13 protein-coding genes and 1 pseudogene are annotated in these 20,385 nt (G+C 63.7%); 1 reads left to right on the forward strand and 13 read right to left on the reverse strand.

Annotation, left to right across the window (positions count from 1 at the left end):
• Positions 1–231 (forward strand): annotated as a pseudogene (locus tag A9179_RS00005) (glutamine--fructose-6-phosphate transaminase (isomerizing)); the annotation flags it as partial.
• Between the two features lie 751 nt (positions 232–982).
• On the opposite strand, the gene A9179_RS00010 reads toward A9179_RS00005, so the two are convergent.
• The 13 genes from A9179_RS00010 to tssH form a co-directional block, all read right to left on the reverse strand.
• Positions 983–1,684, reverse strand: a complete 702-nt coding sequence (locus A9179_RS00010; protein ID WP_187803821.1) for a hypothetical protein — start codon at positions 1,682–1,684, stop codon at positions 983–985.
• A 2-nt stretch (positions 1,685–1,686) separates the two neighbouring features.
• Positions 1,687–4,773: a glycoside hydrolase family 19 protein gene (locus tag A9179_RS00015; RefSeq protein WP_187803822.1), complete on the reverse strand. Its 3,087-nt coding sequence runs from the start codon at positions 4,771–4,773 to the stop codon at positions 1,687–1,689.
• A gap of 61 nt (positions 4,774–4,834) precedes the next feature.
• The gene (locus A9179_RS00020; RefSeq protein ID WP_187803823.1) at positions 4,835–6,910 is read right to left on the reverse strand and encodes a type VI secretion system Vgr family protein; all 2,076 of its coding nucleotides are present in this window, start codon (positions 6,908–6,910) and stop codon (positions 4,835–4,837) included.
• Positions 6,911–6,923: 13 nt separating this feature from the next.
• Entirely contained in the window at positions 6,924–7,880 is a 957-nt protein-coding gene (locus A9179_RS00025) for a serine/threonine-protein kinase (protein WP_187803824.1), read from the reverse strand.
• An 8-nt stretch (positions 7,881–7,888) separates the two neighbouring features.
• Complete coding sequence (locus tag A9179_RS00030; RefSeq protein WP_187803825.1) at positions 7,889–8,620, reverse strand: PP2C family protein-serine/threonine phosphatase; 732 nt, start codon at positions 8,618–8,620, stop codon at positions 7,889–7,891.
• Positions 8,620–12,141, reverse strand: coding sequence for a type VI secretion system membrane subunit TssM (gene tssM, locus A9179_RS00035; protein WP_187803826.1), 3,522 nt, complete (start codon positions 12,139–12,141; stop codon positions 8,620–8,622). The genes A9179_RS00030 and tssM overlap by 1 nt, the downstream gene beginning before the upstream one ends.
• Before the next feature lie 6 nt (positions 12,142–12,147).
• A complete protein-coding gene (icmH, locus tag A9179_RS00040) occupies positions 12,148–13,014 on the reverse strand; it encodes a type IVB secretion system protein IcmH/DotU (RefSeq protein ID WP_187803827.1) in 867 nt (288 codons plus the stop codon).
• Between the two features lie 5 nt (positions 13,015–13,019).
• Positions 13,020–14,351 (reverse strand): type VI secretion system baseplate subunit TssK, encoded by a 1,332-nt coding sequence (gene tssK, locus A9179_RS00045; protein WP_187803828.1) that lies wholly within the window; start codon positions 14,349–14,351, stop codon positions 13,020–13,022.
• Positions 14,352–14,355: 4 nt separating this feature from the next.
• Positions 14,356–14,835: a type VI secretion system lipoprotein TssJ gene (tssJ, locus tag A9179_RS00050; protein ID WP_187803829.1), complete on the reverse strand. Its 480-nt coding sequence runs from the start codon at positions 14,833–14,835 to the stop codon at positions 14,356–14,358.
• 17 nt (positions 14,836–14,852) lie between these two features.
• Complete coding sequence (gene tagH / locus A9179_RS00055) at positions 14,853–16,076, reverse strand: type VI secretion system-associated FHA domain protein TagH (protein ID WP_187803830.1); 1,224 nt, start codon at positions 16,074–16,076, stop codon at positions 14,853–14,855.
• Positions 16,077–16,094: 18 nt separating this feature from the next.
• Positions 16,095–16,226 carry a type VI secretion protein gene (locus A9179_RS00060; protein ID WP_187803831.1) on the reverse strand — a complete coding sequence of 44 codons (132 nt, stop codon included), beginning with the start codon at positions 16,224–16,226 and terminating at the stop codon, positions 16,095–16,097.
• A 49-nt stretch (positions 16,227–16,275) separates the two neighbouring features.
• Positions 16,276–17,781, reverse strand: coding sequence for a sigma 54-interacting transcriptional regulator (locus A9179_RS00065; protein ID WP_187808457.1), 1,506 nt, complete (start codon positions 17,779–17,781; stop codon positions 16,276–16,278).
• 22 nt (positions 17,782–17,803) lie between these two features.
• Positions 17,804–20,383: a type VI secretion system ATPase TssH gene (gene tssH / locus A9179_RS00070; RefSeq protein WP_187803832.1), complete on the reverse strand. Its 2,580-nt coding sequence runs from the start codon at positions 20,381–20,383 to the stop codon at positions 17,804–17,806.
• Between the last annotated feature and the right edge of the window lie 2 nt (positions 20,384–20,385).

The following is a 20,385-nucleotide window of genomic DNA, read 5'->3' on the forward strand; positions in this document are numbered from 1 at the left end:
CTGCAGGAAGTCGCCGCCCGCGGCGGCCAGCTGATCGTCTTCGCCGACGGCCAGGCCGGTATGAGCAATGGCACCGGCACCCACGTGGTGAACATGCCGCATATCCACGACGCCTTGGCGCCGATCCTCTATACCCTGCCGCTGCAACTGCTGTCGTACTACGTGGCGGTGTTCAAGGGCACTGACGTCGATCAGCCGCGCAACCTGGCGAAATCGGTGACGGTGGAGTAAGTCGCGAGGGTGAGAAATTAAAAAGCGGGCCAGTGGCCCGCTTTTTTGTTGATTGAGACGCTGTGATAAATCCAGCGATATTCGTCAGGTACCACATGAGCTACCTAGCAAAAAGATACTGATGGTCGTATGTGACGTATGCAGAGTGGCTTCGACCTGTCGATCATGTGACACGCCATACTCGCTCTTGTTGAACTCCCTCAGTACTTTCATCGTCAGGCTAAAGTCGCCATTTCTAGATCGATAGATTGATACCGGCTTACCAATTTCTCTGGTCTTCAATTCGACTATCGCGCCGTTGTTTCGGATATAGATGAAATGCTCGTCCACCTCAATGAGCGACGTTGGAGTGGAGTTTTTTATTGCGAAATTTTGATCGGTGATACTGTATCCGCATAGCCAAACTCCCGGACTATCGTGATTCATGCTTTTGAATCTGGATAGAGCTTCCTCGTAAGACAGTGGCTCAAGAGATGTTGCATATGCAGAGGAGCTGGCAGCCAGAGTGCTTGCCAGAACTATCGCAAAGGTTTGTGCAGTACGAGTCATCTACTGGACGCCAATCTTATTGGCGCCTATGTCTACCATAGAGCCAATTCGGTGAGTGAGTATTATTCGGCCACTCCGCATTCATCACGAAATTAGTCATGTTTAGGCTTATCTATGGTTGGCGTATTATGGTATTGGTTGTCGGTTGAGGAGTTGCGTCTTTATATGATTTGTTAAAAATATGAGATGGGTTTATTTTTGTTTAATTGCATGTTGTGTAGTTTAAAGAGCTTAGATCTTCTGGGGTGTATATTTTAAATTCGTAATTTTCGGAGTCGGTGAGTAAGGAAATACTTACTGGTTGGTTGGGGTTTGTAGTGGAGTAATTTATAAATGTTTTATTTTTTGAGATGTAGTAGCAGTTTTTTCCCTTTTTAAGGTATGTTTCTGGGGTTGTATTTTCAAGTTGGGCTGGAGTGCTATATTTTTCGTGAATTTCGATCCCGTTCAGACTCCCTTTTATTATATCCAGGGGTTTCCTGCTCTGGGTTAGCTTGGTGATGTCGATAGTTGAAGCCTCCTTTTTCCATTGGTCAGTATATATGTATCCTAATTCTGCATAGTCCGAGTTTAATTCTTTGTTGATGTTACACATGGATTTTCTTATAGATATGCCGGTTTGATTGCTTCTGGTTTCGGCAATGGCACAGTTAATTAAGATCTTCCTATTTTCTTCTTTTAGAGTGTAAATTATGTCCGCTTCACCTGAAGTGAATAGTGCGGGTTTGCTGTTAGTCTGGATTAGATCTCTATAGAAACCATCCTTTTCTTGCGTTATATCTTTGTAGACTTTGGGGGTTGGTCTGTTATCTAAAATAATACTTCCGTTCTCTCCTTTAATTATTTCAGTCGCGCTGGCAGAAAAGGCTACTGCGAATGATGCTGCGATCAGCGATGCTTTCATTATCAGAATTCCGTTGGTGCTGTGGATGATTCTTTAAGAATCTCTTCGAATTTCGTTGCATACGAAGCTATCAGTGCTTTCTGGTCTACACCGTTAATTACCTTGCGCGCACCTTCATAGTCTACAGTGGTGCTTTTTATATAATCACCAATACACTTTCCTGTGAATATTCCGTTTTTCATTCCCCATATCATGATTGGTACGGAATTTTCAAAATCCGCTGCTAAATCCGGGTTGTTGACAAAGTCTGGGCCGAATTTTTCCATCGCTCTTCTGTAGTTGACTTTCCATGTGAGATGAACTGGACCGCGTCCACGGTATTTGAAACCATCTCCCTCCGCGGTATTCTCATGGTCTATAGCGTTCTGCCGTTTCTGCGGAGTATTAGCCAACACTGGATCGTACTTATCGAAGTAGTGATAGTCTCCTACTTCAGGTTTTTTACTAAAGTATTCACCGGAGGGGAAGTGATACATTTCGTGTCTTGCAGTGGCGAGCATATAGGCTAGTTCGTACCTATTTGGTTTTTCATCGTGCTCTGAATAGTATTTGTTTATATTTGTCAGGAATTCCTTGAGGTTTTCTTTTGATGTGCTTGTGAGTTCAGTTGTGCTGTTAAATGTTGGGTGCAATGGGGTGTATGTTTCAATGAAAGTATCGATATTTATTAGTTCCTGTTTACTTCCATAGATTGCCAGCAGGCCTACGGGGTGGATGTGCCATGGACTTCCACTCATGCTAATCCCATGTTTTCCAGCTACCGTAGCCCACCATGAAAGCTTCTGAATTCGCTCCTTTTCACGCACCCAATTCAAATTTTGATTGTCTGGAGTATGATCCATCAACTTATCCAGCTCGCTCCACTTGTCGCTCTTCCAAAACCATTCGCTCTCATAGTTAGTGATGAGCAAGGAGAGTTGCTGGGCGAGCCAGGGTTTTCCCAGCGCGCTCTTGAGCTCTTGGGCGCTTAGCTTCTGATCACGATGATTGTGTTCGTCAGGCAGGTCGATGATGTCGTACAGCTTGCTGAGTATCGGGCCGCGCTCGACAGCGTCAATCTGAGCAAGATAGCGCTGCGCTTCCGCTTCAGTCAGCTCGCCAGTTGCGCTGAGATGCCGGGCGGCTAGAGCGTCGAGTGGCTGTTGATCCTTCAGGTCACTGAACCCCGGCCACTCCCAAGGAGAGTGGAAGCTGAGTATTGGGTCTTGTTCCGGTACCCAACCGGATATGTCTTGGCCAGCGAGGTCAGCCACGGCGACATACCACCAGTGGATATTGTCAGGGGCGACGGCTTTGTTTTGCTGATCGAGGTTGGCCCAGGCCGAGCGCGGCAAAATACGTTCATAGCCGCACGACAAGCCATCAAGACCGTTGTGCAGGGGAAAGGTCTTCCATGCTTGGAGGGCTGCGCTGGTGCTATTGCGCATGCCGGTATTATTCAGTTGGCTACGTTCTACCCATAGCGGAGTTTTCAGGAGCACGCCGATTTTGCGCCGCACATGTGTGCTCGGAATATTTACTTTTCCAGCATACATATCGCTGCCGTCATCTTTGAAACTCTGTAGAAGAAAGTCGACGGTATCGGGCAACTCGCTCACATCGAGATCGAACTCGCTTGCTAGTTCGGCTTTTTTGGCGGAGTCCATCGGGTAGCGGTTATGTGCACCATCAAAATCTCCAAACCCTGCTTTCTTGGCCTTGAGCTCGACGTAAGGTTGAACCTTGGCCCAGCAACCTTCGGTTGGGGAGTCAGCAGCTACTCGTACATCAGTGCCACTAGCGATCTGGGTATCCGCTGCGCTGGGTTGGATGACCGTAGAACCTTCGTGAATCTTGATCAGGGTCTTTTGTTCGGCGGGCAAGCTCTCTGCCCATGCTCTGCTCTGGTTGATAAAGCCCAGCACGTCCTCACAGCTGAATACCTCCAGATGCAACATCGGTCGGGGGTGGTTGTCGTCGAAATTCTGGTATTGGCCGATATGGCCAATCAGCTCGCCCGCCTTGATCGCTACTGGTTGATCCAGCACCACCACGCTACCGTCATGGGCTTTGGGTTCATGGGTGATCTCCAGTGAGTCCAGCCAGACAAAACCGGGGAGCTTGCCGCTACTGTCTGCCGTGAGTGTTGGCACCGAGTGGCTGCTGATGATTTCCACCAGCTTGCGGTACTTGCTCGTCGCCCCTTCGTCGCTGATGCGTAGCTGTGCGCCTTTGGGTAGCCACGCTAAAATATCGCGACTGGAATCTATGAGCGCAGAACGCACATTCGCGCCAGACTGCAGTGGAACTAGTACGTCCTCGGCCTTTTCGCCGATCAGGTACTGATTGGCGCCAAGGTTCTTCATATAGCTCTTATGAACCCAGCCAGTATTAGGTTCCAATCCGTCGATTGCCGGAGAGATGCTAACCACTTTCAACATGCCGCCGTTGGCTGCTCCTGTCGTGACCGTCGTACCCCGTGGAAGGGTCGCAAGGATATGGTCGTACTCTGCATGCAAAGGATCATCAGGCGAAGTCTTGTGATGGGCATGCACATTCAAACCCAGCAACTTGTCGGGAGCATCTGCCTTTACCTTGCACAACCCGTCACCCCAGAAGCCTGGACGAGGCAGGGTCGGCTGGGCTTGGTAGCTCGCCCAATCCTGCAGGTGCATATACAGGCTGTAAAACGTTAAAGCAGGCGCTGCAGGGGGAGTATCGGAGGTGGAGCCTGCGGTTGGCTCAACAGGTTTTGGTGGGAGCTCCAGAAGGTGTTTGACTAGGACAAAACCCGTAGAGAAGGGCAGAGGTACTGCGGTAGGAGCTTCCCCGTATGTGGTGGTCGGATAGTTTTCGTCGATGCGATAGGCGATTACTTCACCATCGGCGATGCAGCGCACCTCCGACTGGTCGAGTAGGGCCCCAGTGCCCTCATCGAAATGCACGCCGCCGTGCCAGTTGCCGCTAGCCCCCATTGGGAAGAAACCGTCCTTGGCCTGAGCCAGGGCAGCGTAGTAAAGCTCGGGGTTGGTGACGTCCTTGCTGGCTTCCCCGGCGGCTCCCTTGAGCCTGAATGGTAATGCCCAGTTGATTGGTTTGTACTCTGCCATGGTGATTTGACTCGATTCCGTTCCTTGGTGGCGTGCCGCTTGGCCGCACGCCTGATCCTGATTAGCTGGAGAAGTTGAGCATCCGTTTCGGCCGCTGTTTGAGGGTGCTCAGGTTGTTAGCCAGGCTTTCATCCAGCAGATTCCCCGCTTTATCCGCATCCGCCGCCCCCGGCAGCACTGGTGGTTTGATCGCGATACCCGAACCATTCCCCGGCGCTCCGCCCGCATTGATCCTGGCCATAGTCCCGACCAGGGTTACGCCGCCGGGGTCGAGTTTGATGAAGCTGCCGCCGGCTTTGAGGGTGATCTCCAGGCCGGCTTCGATGACCATCTTCTGTCCGGCCTTGAGGTGGATCTCGCGGCCGGTCTGGGTCAGTTGAGCGGTGCCGAGTTTGATGTGCTGGTTGTTGACCACGGTCAGGTGGTCGTCGGCGCGCACTTCCATCTTGCGATCCAGATGGGTGGTGTGGTGTTCCTCGGCCTTCAGCTCGGTGTAGCTGTTGGCTTCCACCGTGTCGTGGCGTTCGTGGCCGATGCGGATCTTCTGGTCGTGCTCGACGTTCTCGTCCCAGTCCTTCTGCGCGTGGATATAGATCTGTTCCTGGCCCTTGCGATCCTCGATGCGCAGTTCGTTGTAGCCGCCACCGCCGGGGCTGCTGAGGGTCTTGAACACGCTGCGGGTCTTGTTGGCGGGCAGGTCATAGGGCACCACGTGCTCGGCGTGGTACAGGCAGCCGGTGACCAGCGGCTGGTCGGGGTCACCTTCGAGAAAGGTCACCAGCACTTCCATGCCAACGCGCGGGATGGCGATGCCGCCGTAGCGATCGCCGGCCCAGCTGGAGGCTACGCGCAGCCAGCAGCTGGTCTTGTCGTCGGCCTGGCCGTGGCGATCCCAGTGGAACTGCACCTTGACCCGGCCGTACTGGTCGCAGTGGATTTCCTCGCCCTTGGGCCCGGTGACCACGGCGGTCTGGCTGCCTAGTACCTGGGGTTTCGGGTGGCGCAGGGCGGGGCGGTAGATGCTGTTCCAGGGGCTGGCGCTGAAGCGGTTGCGGTAGCCTTGGTAGAAGTTGTCCGAGTTGCCTGAGGTGCCCTCACCCCGGCCCTCTCCCAGGGGGAGAGGGGGAAAAGCAGCGCTGGTGATCGACTCTTCCAGCACCTGCGGCTGTTTGCCTTCGTGGATCACCTCGTGCAGCAGCCACAGGTCGTTCCAGTCGCGCTGCGGGTGATCGGAGATTTCCAGCAGGTGGCCGCTGAGCAGCCTGGGTTGGTCGCTGTGGCCCTCGGCCAGTTGCTGGTCGGCGCGGTGACGCTCCAGGTTGCGTTGCGCCAGGTGCTTGCCACGGCTGCGCTCGGTGAAGCGACCGGGGTAGTCGTAGTCCTCCAGGTCGGGTTGCAGTTCACTCTTGGTGGCGGCTTCGAGCAGCAGGCGCGGTTGCTCGAAGTCGTAGTCGCGGCGGGTCACCCGGCTGGTGCGGGTGGCCAGGCGTAGGGCGAAGCGTTTGATCACCGGTTCGTCGGCGACCAGGCCGCTGTCCTGCACATAGGCGGTGGGCCGGCCCAGGCGCGGGAAGCTGGTCTGGTCGTCGCCGAACACCAGCACATGGCCATCCGGGCTGTGCTGGAAGTGGTAGTGGATGCCTTCTTCCTCGCACAGGCGCTGGATGAAGTGCAGGTCGCTCTCGTCGTACTGCACGCAGTACTCGCGTGGCGGATAGACAGTCGGGCCGAGCTGGAAGCGGTAGGCAGCGGCGAGGATGCCGTGCTCCTCCAATACCGTGGCGATGATCTGCGGCACCGTCAGGTGCTGGAAGATGCGCTGGTTATGGCGCTGCGCCAGCCAGGCCAGCTTCGGCTGCAGCACCAGGCGATAGCGGGTCAGGCGCTTGCCGGATTCGCCCTGCGCCGCCTCCAGCACCAGGCCGTGGATGCCCTGGCCAGCCGGGCTGAAGGCGAGGAAGGCGGCCTGGCCGAGCAGCGCCTGCAGGTCGAGATCCGGCTGTTCGCTGACCAGCTCCACCTCGAAGTGGTAGGGCTGGTCGAGCACTTCGCGGCCGTGGAAGGCCAGCACCTGCAGGTCGTGGCGCAGGCCCTCCACGCTCAGGCTGAAGTGTTTCTGGTTGGCGGGATTGAACATGGTGGCGTCCTTGTCAGAAGTCTTGGCGGCGACTTAGCCAGCGCGGCAGCCAGGTCGCCGGCTGGCGCACCGTGGCGAAGGCCTGCAGCAGTTGCGATAGGCTGCAGCGGCGGGCTGGGTCGAAGGCCAGCGCGGCGCGCAGGGCTGGCCACAGGCTGCGCGGCAAGTCGGCGGGCGCGGTCAGGGGCAGTTCCATGGCCTTGGCCTGCTTGGCGCTTTGCCGGCGGAACGGATGCTGGCCGCTGCACAGCTCATAGATCACGCAGGCCACCGCATAGACATCGGCGGCGGCACTCAGCGGCGCGCCGTCGAGCAGTTCGGGGGCGGCGTAGCGCGGCGTCCAGGCGGCGAAGCGGCTGCGCGACAGGCGCGGCAGGCCGGTGAGAAAACCCGCCACCGCCTGACCGAGGCCGAAGTCGAACAGGCGCAGGTCGCTGTCGCCGAGCATCAGGTTGCTCGGCTTCAGGTCGCCGTGCAGCACGCCCTGGCTGTGCGCATGCTGCAGTGCTTCGAGCAGATGCAGACTGACCTGGCGGGCCTCGCTCCAGGGCAGGCCGCTCGGGTATTGCTGCAGCAGGTGGTCGAGGGTGTTGCCCTTGAGCAGCTCCATGGTGATGAACGCGCGCTGGCTGGGCGGGTCGATCTCGAAGCTGTACAGGCGGATCAGGTGGCGCTGGCTGAGCCGCGCGCCGAGGGCGAACTCGCTGTAGAGCAGGGCGTTGGCGTCCGGGTATTCGGCGAAGTCCTCGCTGAGGGTCTTCAGCGCCACATAGGGTTGCGGGTCGCCGAACTGCTCGCGCAGCAGGTCGCGGGCGCGGTACACCGCGCCCATGCCGCCGACACCGAGCAGGCGTTCGATGCGGTAGCGGCCGCAGAGCACCTCGGGCAGATCCTTGGGCAGCGGGCGCGGCGCCTTGGCCGGGCTGCCGGCCATTACCGTGAGGTCGCTGCTGGCGAGCGGCAGAGTCATGGCCTGGCTCATCGGTTGATCACCACGGCGCTGAGGTTGTCACGCGCCGGGCCGTCCAGGGCCAGCTCGAACAGGCGCTGCAAGGCCAGGCTGGCGCTGGGGCGGATCAGCGCGGCGCTGAGCTGGTCGGGGCCGAGATCCTGGTAGAGGCCGTCGCTGCACAGCAGGAACACATCGCCGGGCAGGCTCTCCAGTTCGAGGATATCCAGCTGCAGTTCCTCGGCCGCGCCGATGGCGCGGGTCAGGGCGTGGGCCGCCGGCTGGCGTGCGGCTTCTGCGGCGCTCATGCCGCGCTCGTCGATCAGTTGCTGCTGCAGCGAATGATCGCGGGTCAGCTGGTACAGCTGGCGCCCGCGCAGCAGGTAGCAGCGGCTGTCGCCGGCCCACACGCAGGCCACCCGGCTGCCCTCGGCGAGCAGGGCGACCACCGTGCTGCCGACCAGCATCTCGGGGTTCTCGCTAGTCACCGTGAGGCCCAGGCTGAGGTGGCGATTGAGCCGGTGCAGGCAGTCGCGCAGCTGCTCCAGGCGTGCGGTGAAATCCACATCGCTGGCGATCTCGGCGAGGCTCTCGACGATCAGGCGACTGGCCAGGTCGCCGTTCTGGTGGCCGCCCATGCCGTCGGCGACCACCCACAGGCCGTGCTCGGGCTGGTCGAGAAAGGCGTCCTCGTTGCGTTCGCGCACCTTGCCGGTGTCGCTGCGCGCGGCGCTGTGCCAGAGCAGGTTGCCGACTTCCATCAGAGCGTCGCCGGCAGTTTGAAGTCGCGCAGCAGGGCGACGTCGAAGGGGTTCGGCGAGCGCTGGCTGTGCAACAGGTACTTGGCCTGCAGGCCGTCGAGGTTGGCCTTGAGGATCAGCACGTCACGGCCGCTGTGGTATTCCACCTGCATCATGTCGAGCAGGCGGAACAGCGCCCAGGGCCCGCTGTTCTTCTCGATGCCGACACGGCGCCCGCCCTGTTCCTCCAGCACCAGGCTGCTGCGCTCGCCGTCGCCTTCGGCCGGCCAGCGGAAGGCGGTGGCGACGATCGGGCCGTGGCGGTACTCGACCTTGTGCCCGCCGAAGCGGAAGTCGGCGCGGTTGAGGCTGTAGTCGAGGGCGAAGGGTTCCAGCTTGAACAGCACCAGCGGCTCGGCCGGGTTCTCGGCGAAGAAGCTGCGGCGGATGCTCTGGGTCTGGTTGATCTGTTCGAGGAAGGTGGCCGACAGCGGCAGGCCCTGGCCGTCCAGGTGACGCAGCTGGTACTTGCCCTCGCTGTCGCTGACGAAGGCCTTCAGGTAGTGATCGACAAAGCCGTCGGCCACCCCTTCGGCCTTGAAGAACTCGCGGAAGTCGGCAATCGCCACGTCGCTGTCGCTCTTCGCGCTGAACGGGTAGCGCTTCATCAGCGACTCCTTGTAGAAGGCGTACAGCTCGCTGCGGTAGCGCTTGTTCAGGTAGCCGTAGGCGTCGTTGAGCACCAGCTGCCAGCTGTCGTCGGCGATCAGACTCAGCCAGTTGCCCACCGGCTGCGGCAGGCGTGCGGCGCTGCTGCGCACCTGGTTGATCGCATCCGGGCTGCCGCTCATGCGAGCCTTGGCCAGCTCGAAGGCGGCCTGTTCCGGGGCGCTGGCGTGGGCCATGCCGCTCAGCTGCAGCTGCAGGGCATCCAGCGCCTGCAGGGTGGCGGCCAGTTCCGGGCCGGCGCCGTTATTGTCGTCGAGCAGCCGGTGCAGCGGTTCGAAGCGCCGCTGCAGGGCACGCCGGGCGGTGTCCGGCAGGCTCTTGGCGATGGCGCCGATACCCTGTTCGGCGGCTGCCGCGGCCAGCTTGCCTTTCTTACCCAGCTTGGCCTGGGCGGCCAGCTCGTCGATCTGGTCGGTGGCTGCCGGCAGGTCGAAGCGAGTGTTCTCGCGCACTTCCACCAGGATCTGCAGCAGCGGCGAGTTGGCCGCGGTCAGGGCGGACAGCTGGAGGATGCCCTGGGCGCTGTTGCCGATCGGCTCCAGGCCCAGCTGGCTGATGGCTTCACCCCAGTAGTTGGCGTAGTCGCGGAAGTACAGCTGCTCCAGCTCCACCAGCAGACGACCGAGGTCGTTGTCGCTGAGGCTGCTGCCTTCGCCGAGTACCCAGTTGTCGCGCAGGATGTCGCGCACCAGGCTGACGCCCTGGGCGACGAAGAACTGCTGGTAGCCCTTCTGCGTGTACAGCCCGGGGATGGCGTAATCGCTGCCGAGGAACAGCGTGGCCTGGCCACCCAGGGCCTGGCTCAGGCGGTACTCCGGCAGGCTGCGGGCCTGGTCGCGGAGCATGCGGTAGACCACATTGGCCAGCGACTCGCTGCGCAGGATCTGCCGTGCCTCGGCCACCAGCTTGTCGTTCAGTGGGTAGGCGCCAAACGGCTCGCTGAGCAGGCGCTGCAGGTGGCCGCCGAGGCCCTTCTGCGTGCGGTCGTCGCCGGCGTAGCGCAACGACCAGTCGGCGCCCAGCCATTGCTGCAGGTAGGCCGGGTCGCGGTGCTGCGCCAGATTGAGCATCAGGTAGGCGCGCAGGCTGCCGAGCAGGAGCTCGCGGTCGTCGCGGTTGGCGCGAATCTGCCCTTCCAGCTGACGCGCCACCCGTGGCAGCAGTTCGGCTTCCAGCTGACGGCGGTAGGCCTGCTGCACGGCAGGGTCGACGGCCGCGCCCTGGTACAGGCCGCCGCGTTCGAGCAGGGCGGCGTCATGCGGGGCGGGGAATACCTGGGTCGCCGCATAGCTGCTGTCGAGTAGCGGCAGCACCTGCTGGGCCTCGTCCTGGGGATTGCTTTGCTCGGTCTGGCGACCCAGTTGCTGGGCCAGCTCGCGCAGCTGCTCCAGGCGCCCATGGTTGGCCGAGTAGCTGTTGCCCCAGAGCAGACCGCAGAGCACCAGGCAGGCGGCGGCGCCGGCGTACAGACTGCGCTGGCGCCAGTCGATGCGGCGTACTTCCTTGTCGTCCAGCCCAGCCAGGTCGGCTTCGGGGAAGATCACTCTACTCAGCAGTTGGTTGATAAAGCGTGCGCGGCCGCTGCGGTAGGTCGGCAGGCTGCTGCCGGCCAGGCCGAGATTGCGCCCGATGCCGGTGGTGCTCGGGTCGAGCGGGTCGTGCAGTTCGGGCGCGCTGGTCAGGTAGAAGCCGCGCAGGTGGCTGGGGCGCTGATAGCGGTTGCCGCTGAAGGCCAGTTCGACGAACAGGCACAGGCGCTCGCCGATCTGCCCGAGCTGGTGCGGGAAATCGAGAATACGGCCGCGGCGCTGGGTGTCGCGCTCCTGGTGCATGCGCAGGATCACCTGGCTGTTGAGGCGGCGCAGCAGCTCCTCGAACTCCTGGCGCACCACGGCCACGTCGGTGGCGTTCTGCTCCTGGCGGAAGCTGGCGCCGAGCACCTGGGCGCTTTCCTCGCGGCTCAGCTGGTCGAAGAACTCGTCAAAGCCGAGCACCTTGTCGGCCTTGCTCAGCACCAGGTACACCGGCACCTCGACACGCAGCTCGGCATGGATCTCGTGCAGGCGCTGGCGCACCTGGCGCGCCAGGCTCTCCAGCTCCAGCTCGCTGTGGTACTGCAGGCTGTCCACCGGGATGTTCACCAGCACGCCATTGAGCGGGCGCGCGCGGCGCTTGCGCAGCAGATTGAGCAGGGTGTGCCAGGCGCGGCTGTCCACCGCCACGTCGGGCTGGTTGAGGTAGCGACCGCTGGTATCCAGCAGCACGGCGTGTTCGGCGAAGTGCCAGTTGCAGTAGCGGGTGCCGCCGACATCCTTGGTCAGGCGCTGGGCGTCGCCCTTGTCGAGCGGGAAGTCCAGGCCGGAGAAATCCAGCAGGCTGGTCTTGCCGCTGCCCTGCGGGCCGAGCAACAGGTACCAGGGCAGCTCGCTGCGCCACTTGTCGCTGCGGCCGCGGTACAGGCTGGAAGTCTTCAGGGTGCGCAGGGCCTGCTTGAAGCGGCCGCGCAGTTCCACCTGCTCCTCGCTGATCAGCCCTTCGCGGCGCAGGCGCTCCTGGGCGTCGACGTCATCCGCCTCGGCCTTCTTGCGCACATTGGCGCGCCAGCTGACGAAGACGATGAACAGGCCCCAGGCCAGGAACAGCCCGCTGATGCTGACCAGGCGGTTGGCCGCCGGCGCCCAGAACTTGGAGTCGGCCACGGCCAGCAGCGGCCCGACGAACCAGATCAGCAGGGCCAGCAGCAGAACCAGGCACAGGCTCCAGACCCAAGTCTTGCGCAGCACCGCCGCGCACTTCTTGAGAAAATCCTTCATCTCAACTTATCCCTGAACAGATGGGGCAGGGGCGGCTTCCACCGCCTGATAGGGCTGCAGCACAGTGCGCCGTTCCTCGTGCAGCACCCAGCTGAAACCGGCGAACAGCAGGGCCAGGCAGGCTGCCGTGGCCACCGCCACCAGCCAGCCGGGAACGATACGCACCAGGCGCCGGCGGCCATCCTTGAGGCCCTGCCAGTGCGGCGACAGCTCGCGCGGAATATCGCCGCGCAGCTGGCGGATCTGCCGGAACAGGCTGTCGCGGATCGCCTCCAGTTCGAGCATGCCGCGCGGCAGCACGCGGTACTTACCCTCGAAGCCGAGCGACAGGCAGATGTACATCAGCTCGAGCATGGCCAGGTGTTTGACCGGGTTGCGTGACAGGTGCTCGAGCAGCTGGAAGAACTTCTCGCCGCCGAAGGTTTCGTTGTGGAAGCTCGACAGCAGGCTCATCTGCGACCAGGCGCTCTCGTTGCCCCAGGGCGTGGTCACTACGGCTTCATCGACCACAGTGCACAGCACATAGCGCGCGGCCATCACCTGGCCGCCCTCGGCGCCTTCCTGCAGGGCGCGGTGCTCGAACAGCTTGATCGCCACGTTGAGGCGCTCGTTGAGCGCCTGGAAGTTTTCCGCGCTGGCACTGTTCTTCAGCCGTACCACTTCCGAGAGCAGCAGCGCGGCGGCGGCCACCAGCGGGTTGAAGCTGATGTTGAAGACTTCCGCCGGGCGCAGGCGCGCGGCATACACCATGCGCTCCTCGAGCTGCTCCATCGGCGGCGCGGCGAAGTCGGTCAGCGGGCTGCGGGCGGCAGAGGCGCCCTGGCGGTTGAGCACGACGGTGCGGTCGGCTCTCTGGTACTCATCCTTGATCATCGGGTTCAGCTCCTGATCGCCCAGAATTTCAGCTCAAGCCCGGAGAAGTCCCCGGACACGTGGAAGGCAAAACCACCGGAGCTTTCCAGCTGCGCCAGCTCTTCCGAGCCGAGCTCCAGGGCGAAATAGGTCTTGCCCGAGTGGAAGGGGATTTGCCGCGGCGCCACCGGCAGCGGCTTCACCTTGATGCCCGGCAGGTGCAGGTTGACCAGCTGGCGGATGCGCTCCACCGCGCCGATCTTCAGGTGCGCCGGCAGGCGCTTGCGCAGTTCCTCGGACTCGCACTGGGCGCTGGCGGCGAGGATGAACTCGGCGCTGCTGAGCAGGCGGTGATCCTGCAGCGGCGAGACCTGGATGCCGTACTGGCGCTGCTGCAGCGGCAGCTCGATGGCGTGCTGCTCGAGCACCATCGACAGCACCTGGCGCAGCGCCTCCATCAGCTTGCGGAAGCTGGCGGCCTGGTCGTTGTGCAGGTAGCGGCCGTCCAGGCGCGGGCGCTTGTGGTCGCTGGCGAAGGTGGCCAGCTCGCCGAGCAGGCCGACCAGTTCGCGGTAGATGCGCTCCGGGTGCAGCTGCTCCAGGCTCAGGTAGTGACGCAGCTGCGGCTCGTAGCGGTTGACCAGCTGCAGCATGAGGAAGTCGCCCACTTCGGTATTGCCCAGCTTGCCGGCGGCGCGCACCCGCTCGGCGAGGATGTCGCCGCGGTGGCCGAGCATGCTGATGACTTCCTTGAGGCACGACTGCAGGTAGCTGGAGCTGTGACAGTGGAGGAAGGTCGGGCTGAAGTCCGGGTCGAGGACGATCACCCCGTCCGGGCTGGTATCGAGGATCTCGGCGACCTTGAGTTTGACGAAGGCCTGGTCGGTCTGCTGCTCGCCGAGCAGCAGGCGGAAGTCCGGGCGGCCGCAGCTGACCTGGCTGGCGGCGCTGTCGCCGGCGTTGGAGTCGGTGACTTCCACATCCTGGGCGCGGTAGCGCGCCAGCACGTCCTGCTGCTCGGCGCGGCGGCTCTCGATATGGTTGCCGGTAACCAGCGGCAGGGCCAGGTACACCGGAGTGGCCGAGGTGTTCGGCGGCACGTCGAGGGCCAGCGGCTCGCGCGCGGCGTCGATCTCGAACAGGCTGCCGTCGGCCAGCACGCCGCTGGCCTGACTGAGTACCAGCTTGCCCATGCCGAGGAACTGGCGGTCGAGCTCCAGGCTGAAGAAGCCCCAGGGGTAGACGTCGAGCAGACGCGTGCGCGCCTTCAGCTGGTGTTCGTAGTAGCGGTCACTCTGCTGGAAGTGCTGCGGGCGCAGGAGCATCCCTTCCTGCCAGACTACCTTGAGCATTTCCATGGTCTCAGTCCTCGCCCTGTACGTCGCTCAGCGGCTGCAGGCCACGCTTGTCCAGGCGCACGCCGGCCTGGTTGATCTCGCCTTCCTGCAGCGACACCACGTAGCGCCAGCTGGCTTCCGGCAGATCGCGATAGGCGGCGACCACGCCGACGTAGCGGCTACCCGGCTGCACCGACAGCTTCAGTTCGCGGGTCTCGCCGGGGCGCACTTCGAGTTCCTCGAAGCTGACCAGATCCGGGCGCAGCGAGGCCTTCGGCCGCTGGTAGAGAGAGAAGAAATCGGCGTTGTTGAACGACGAGGGATTCTTCAGCTCCAGCAGGCGCACCACGATCGGCGAGGGGCGGCCGTGCAGATCCGGGTTGAGGTCGTCGCTGGCCACCAGGCTGAGGTCGAGCTTGGTGGTATCCGAGTAGGGCGACAGGCTGGAACAGCCGCCCAGGGCAGCGAGCAGGCACAACAGGCTGAGGCTGATAAAACGGCACATGGCATTCATCCTTGCTTTCATTCTTGGAAATCGGTGCTGAGGGTGGCGATCAGGCGTACCTGCTCCTCGTAGGTCTTGGCGAAGTCGCGGGCGAACAGGCGCTGGCTCCAGTCGTCGTCCTGCTCGAGCAGGCGGTACTGGCGCTGGTAGGCCCTCCAGCGGCTGCCGGCGGTGGCCAGCAGTGGCTTGCGCTGCTGTTCGAAGCGCAGGCACAGCTGCTCCGGGGCGAATTGCTGGAACAGGCTCTGGGTGGCGGCGCGGCTGGCGGCGAACAGCGCCACCTGGTGCGCCTGCAGGTCGCGGTAGGCACGGCCGATGGCCTGCTCGGCGCTCAGCTGTCCGGGTTTGCCACCGCGCAGCAGGCTGTTCAGCGCCGCGCCGGCATCGGCGCTGTGCTTGAGCGGGTTGTTGCCGGCGCTCTGTACCGTGGTCAGGGCCAGGCGCAGTTCGTTCTTCAGCTCGCTGCGGGTGCGCAGGCTCTGTTGCAGGCCGCCGACGCTCTGCTTGAGCAGGCGTGCGGCATTCAGCGCCAGGGCCTGGCGGGCGCTGTCATCGAGGTCGTCGAGGGCCACGCCGAGGGCTTCGCCGAACTGCTGCCAGAAGCTGTCGTCGGCTACTGCCGGTGCCGACTGGCGCGGTGCGGGCTGCACGGGCTCGACGCGGGCAGCGGCTGGCGCCTGCACGGGTGCGGTTACCAGTTCCGGCAGCAGCAGGCTTTCCATGTCGATGCGCGCGTACTGGCTGCGCTCGAACTGCTCTTCCGGCTCCTGCATCAGGCCGGCGAACTCGTCGAGGCCGGCATAGCCGCGCGGGCGCTGTTCGAGGGCGGCGATCGGGTCGAGGTCGAGGAAGGCGTCATCCGGGATGATGCTGCCGGCCGGCTGGCTGCGGCCGATCTGTTCCTCGAACTGCGCCGGATCCTGTAGCAGGCGCGCGCGGATCTCCACTTCGCCCAGGCAGTACACGTCGCCGTGCTCGATGCGCTGTGGCTCGCCCTTGCGCAGGCTGGCGCCGCTATCTTTCAGCTGGATGCCGTTGCTGCTGGTATCGGTCAGGTAGAAGTGGCCGTCGCGGTAGCTGACCTGGGCATGCCGGCTGGAAATGATCCGTTTGCTGTCGGGGATCGCCCAGTCGCAGTCCTCGCCGCGGCCGATCACGCCGCCGACCTTGTGGAAGCTCTTGCTGGTCAGCAGGCCGGGAGCGAATTGCTGGGCGCTGACGACGTCGAATACCAGTTCCATGGTCTGTGCTCCTGGGCCTTACTTGGCGCGTTGTTCGGCTTGCGGGTCGCCCAGCGGGCGGTAGTCGTCATCGCTGGATTTGTAGTTGCCGGAGCAACCGGCGAGGCCGAGCAGGACGGCCAGCAGGCCAAGGGTGACAAGGTGGGACATCGGGCGTTCTCCACAGGGGGCGATAGGCATAGGGGTAGGCATGGGCGGCTCAGACATCGGCCGGGCTGATATTCAGCCGATCCATGCGGTACAGCAGGGTGCGGCGCGGCAGGCCCAGCTCGCGGGCGGCCTGGCTCTGGTTGCCGCGGTTCTTGCGCAGGCAGTCGAGCAGCAGGTTGCGTTCGACCCGCTCCAGGCGCTCGCGCAGGTTCATGCAGCCGTCGCCGGGCTGGCTGGCGTCCTGGCGCAGGTTGAAATGCTCGGGCAGCAGCTCGCCGCCTTCGCACAGCAGCACGGCGCGTTCGACCAGGCCCTTGAGTTCGCGCACATTGCCGGGGAAGGCATAGCCAGCCAGGTGGGTGAGGGTGGTCTCGGCCCAGCGGCACGGGTCGCGCTGCAGGAAGGCGCTGGCCTTGGCGGCGAAGTGGCGGGCCAGCAGGAGGATGTCCTCGTCGCGCTCGCGCAGGGCCGGCAGGGCGATGGGGAAGTGCGACAGGCGATAGAACAGGTCTTCGCGAAAGCGCCCCTGTTCCACCAGGCTGCGCAGGTCGCGGTGGGTGGCGGCGACGATGCGTACGTCGACCTTGTGCGTGGCGGTGCTGCCCAGCGGGCGCACTTCACCTTCCTGCAGCACGCGCAGCAGCTTGGCCTGCAGGGCCAGCGGCATGTCGCCGATCTCGTCGAGGAACAGAGTGCCGCCGTCGGCCGCGTCGAACAGGCCCTTGCGGTCGCGCTCGGCGCCAGTGAAGGCGCCCTTGCGGTAGCCGAACAGCTCGCTCTCCAGCAGGTTCTCCGGCAGCGAGGCGCAGTTCTGCACGATAAAGGCCTGGCTGCGGCGGAAACCGCAGTCGTGGATGGCGCGGGCGACCAGCTCCTTGCCGGTGCCGGTTTCGCCGGTGAGCAACACGCTGGTGGGGTTGTGCAGCACCTTGCCGAGCAGCTGGTAGACCGCGCGCATTGCCGCGCTGTTGCCGATCAGGCCGTAGCCGCTGCTCGGCACGCTGGCCGGCGCTGGGCTGAGCTGTGGTGCGCGCAGGCGCTGCAGCAGCTGGTGCTGGGTCAGGGCGAAGGTACCCAGGCTGGCCAGCGAGCCGGCGAAACCGGCCAGCTCGCGGGCGCTGTGGCTGGCCAGCAACAGCAGGCCGGCGACGTGCCCCTGCTCGTCCTGCAGCGGCAGGCACAGCAGGCTGCGCCAGGGGCGTGGGCTGGCCGGCAGGAAGCTGGTTTCGTGCAGGCTGGGGTCGAGGCTGGCCAGGCTCAGGTGGCGGTTTTGGCACAGGCAGTATTGCAGCAACTGGCCGCCGTCGTAGTCGCTCGGCAGGCTGGCGCTGTGCTCGGGACTCACCTGGCCCTCCAGCCATTGCGCGGCCAGGGTCAGGCGGGTATGGGTGCTGTCCAGCAGGTACAGCTGGCTCAGCTCGCAGTCGCCGAGCTGGGCAGCGGCCTGCACCAGGCCGGCGGCCAGGTCATCGGTATTGGCCTGGCGCGACAGCTGGCCGAACTGGGCGAGCAGGGACTCGGCGTAGACCAGCGGCTGGGCGATGTGAGCCAGCAATTGTGTGCTCTCAGGCAGGCGTTCAGGCGAATTCACAGACCAGCGCTCCTTCACCGTCGAGGGTGGCATGTACCTGCTGCAGGGCTTCGCCGCTGGCCATGGCGGCCAGCAGGCGATCGGCGATCTGCGGCAGCAGCTGTTGCTCCAACAACTGGTCGATCAGTCGTGCGCCGCTGTCGCTGTGCAGGCAGCGCGCAGCCAGCTGGGCGAGCAGCGCCGGGCTATGGCTGAACTGCAGCTGTCGTTTGCCCAGGCGTTCGCCGAGACGATCCAGCTTGAGCGCGACCAGCTCCTCCAGCACGCTACCGGCCACCGGGTAGTAGGGCACCACGCGCATGCGTGCCAGCAGCGCCGGCTTGAAGTGGCGGCTGAGAGTCGGGCGGATGGCCTGCTCCAGTTCCTCGGCAGGCGGGCGCTGGTCATCGGCGCAGAGCTGGGCGATCTGTTCGCTGGCCAGGTTGCTGGTCATCAGGATCAGGCAGTTGCGGAAGTTGATCGCGCGGCCTTCGCCGTCGTTGGCCACGCCCTTGTCGAAGATCTGGTAGAAGACGTTCAGCACTTCCGGGTCGGCCTTCTCCACTTCGTCGAGGAGGATCACCGAGTAGGGCTTCTGCCGTACCGCCTCGGTGAGCATGCCGCCCTCGCCGTAGCCGACATAGCCGGGCGGCGCGCCGATCAGGCGGGAGACCGTGTGCTTCTCCTGGAACTCGGCCATGTTGATGGTGGTGAGGAAGCGCTCGCCGCCGTACAGCAGGTCGGCCAGGGCCAGGGCGGTCTCGGTCTTGCCGACGCCGCTGGGGCCGACCAGGAGGAACACGCCGGCCGGCGCATCGTTCTTGTTCAGCCCGGCGGCGCTGGCGCGCATGGCGCGGTCGAGGGCCACCACCGCCTGCTCCTGGCCGCGCACGCGCTGGCGCAGATCGGCGGCGAAGCCGGCCACCTTGGCGTTGTGCTCGCGGGCCAGCTGGCTCAGCGGTACGCCGGTCCAGTGGCTGATCACCTCGGCCACCAGGCGCGGGCAGACTTCGTGGCTGACCAGGCGCTCGGCGCTCTGGGCAGTGCTCAGTTCGTCCTGCACGTCGCGCAGTTCGCACTCCAGGGCGGCCAGTTCAGCCTGATTGTCGCATGCCCGCACCTGGGCGCATTGCTGGCGCAGGGCGAGCAGGCGTTCGGCCAGCTGGCGCTGCTCGTGCCAGCGCGCCTCGATCTGCTGCAGCTCGGCCTGCGCTGCGACCAGGCGCTGCTCCAGGGCGGTCAGGGCTGCTGCATCCACCGCCAGGCCTGCCTGCAGGTCGCGGCGCAGGGCCTCGTGCTGGCGCTGGCCTTCGGCCAGCTCGCCGCGCAGGCGCTCCAGCGCTTCCGGCGCGGCGGCCAGGCTGATGCGCACGCGGGCGCAGGCGGTATCCAGCACGTCCACTGCCTTGTCCGGCAGCTGGCGCCCGGCCAGGTAGCGTGCGGACAGCTCGGCGGCGGCCACCACCGCGTCGTCGCGCAGGTAGATGCCGTGGCTCTGCTCATACACCGGGGCCAGGCCACGCAGGATGGTCACCGCTTCCTGCACGGTCGGCTCGTGCAGCTGCACCGGCTGGAAGCGCCGGGCCAGGGCCGGATCCTTCTCGAAGTATTTCCTGTATTCGCTCCAGGTGGTGGCGGCGATGGTGCGCAGTTCGCCACGGGCCAGGGCCGGCTTGAGCAGGTTGGCGGCATCCGAACCCCCGGCCTGGGCGCCGGCGCCGATCAGGGTGTGGGCCTCGTCGATAAACAGGATGATCGGCTTGGGCGACCCCTTCACTTCGTCGATCACTCCCTGCAGGCGCCGTTCGAACTCGCCTTTGACGCTGGCGCCGGCCTGCAGCAGGCCCATGTCCAGGCACAGCAGCTCGACGCCCTTGAGCACCTCCGGCACTTCACCGCTGGCGATGCGCAGGGCCAGGCCCTCGACTATGGCGGTCTTGCCGACGCCAGCCTCGCCGACCACGATTGGGTTGTTTTTGCGCCGGCGGGCGAGGATGTCGATCATCTGGCGGATCGCCCCATCGCGGCACAGCACCGGGTCGAGCTTGCCGTCGCGGGCCTGCTGGGTGAAGTTGTGGGTGAAGCGTTGCAGGTTGGATTCGCCCGCTGCGGTCGGCTTGCCGGGCTGGTTCGGTTGTTGCTGGCTTAGGGCGAAATCGCGCAGGCGTTCGGCATCGATCCTGGCCAGCAATGGCTGGTAGTGACTGCCGGCATAACGCAGCGGGTTGCGCAGCAGGGCGAGGATCAGCGCGGCCTGCTGCACCTGGCTCTGGCCCAGTTCCAGGTTGGCCACCAGCAGGGCGTCCTGCAGCCACTGCACCAGCTCGGCGGAGAACACCGGGTTGCGCGAGGCGCTGTGTTCGCCGTGCGGCTGCAGGGCGCTGGCCAGGGCGCCGGCGTCCACTTCGGCATCCTGCAGGGCACGGCTTAGCAGGCCCTGCGGGCGTTCGAGCAGGCCGAGCAGCAGGTCTTCCACCAGGATCTTGTTGCCGCCGCGCTGCAGGCAGCGCTCGGCGGCGCCTTCGAGGTCGCGGCGGGTGTCGGCGTCCAGTGCCTGCACCAGTTGTTGCAGATCGACATTGATCATTT

Origin of the sequence: Pseudomonas alcaligenes, assembly GCF_014490745.1 — a bacterium.
Taxonomy (GTDB): domain Bacteria; phylum Pseudomonadota; class Gammaproteobacteria; order Pseudomonadales; family Pseudomonadaceae; genus Aquipseudomonas; species Aquipseudomonas alcaligenes_C.

Excerpts from the sequence above, each read along its gene's own strand:
- A9179_RS00010 (WP_187803821.1), bottom strand. The coding sequence starts at position 1,684 with ATGAAAGCATCGCTGATCGCAGCATCATTCGCAGTAGCCTTTTCTGCC.
- A9179_RS00015 (WP_187803822.1), bottom strand. The coding sequence starts at position 4,773 with ATGGCAGAGTACAAACCAATCAACTGGGCATTACCATTCAGGCTCAAG.
- A9179_RS00020 (WP_187803823.1), bottom strand. The coding sequence starts at position 6,910 with ATGTTCAATCCCGCCAACCAGAAACACTTCAGCCTGAGCGTGGAGGGC.
- A9179_RS00025 (WP_187803824.1), bottom strand. The coding sequence starts at position 7,880 with ATGACTCTGCCGCTCGCCAGCAGCGACCTCACGGTAATGGCCGGCAGC.
- A9179_RS00030 (WP_187803825.1), bottom strand. The coding sequence starts at position 8,620 with ATGGAAGTCGGCAACCTGCTCTGGCACAGCGCCGCGCGCAGCGACACC.
- tssM (WP_187803826.1), bottom strand. The coding sequence starts at position 12,141 with ATGAAGGATTTTCTCAAGAAGTGCGCGGCGGTGCTGCGCAAGACTTGG.
- icmH (WP_187803827.1), bottom strand. The coding sequence starts at position 13,014 with ATGATCAAGGATGAGTACCAGAGAGCCGACCGCACCGTCGTGCTCAAC.
- tssK (WP_187803828.1), bottom strand. The coding sequence starts at position 14,351 with ATGGAAATGCTCAAGGTAGTCTGGCAGGAAGGGATGCTCCTGCGCCCG.
- tssJ (WP_187803829.1), bottom strand. The coding sequence starts at position 14,835 with ATGTGCCGTTTTATCAGCCTCAGCCTGTTGTGCCTGCTCGCTGCCCTG.
- tagH (WP_187803830.1), bottom strand. The coding sequence starts at position 16,076 with ATGGAACTGGTATTCGACGTCGTCAGCGCCCAGCAATTCGCTCCCGGC.
- A9179_RS00060 (WP_187803831.1), bottom strand. The coding sequence starts at position 16,226 with ATGTCCCACCTTGTCACCCTTGGCCTGCTGGCCGTCCTGCTCGGCCTC.
- tssH (WP_187803832.1), bottom strand. The coding sequence starts at position 20,383 with ATGATCAATGTCGATCTGCAACAACTGGTGCAGGCACTGGACGCCGAC.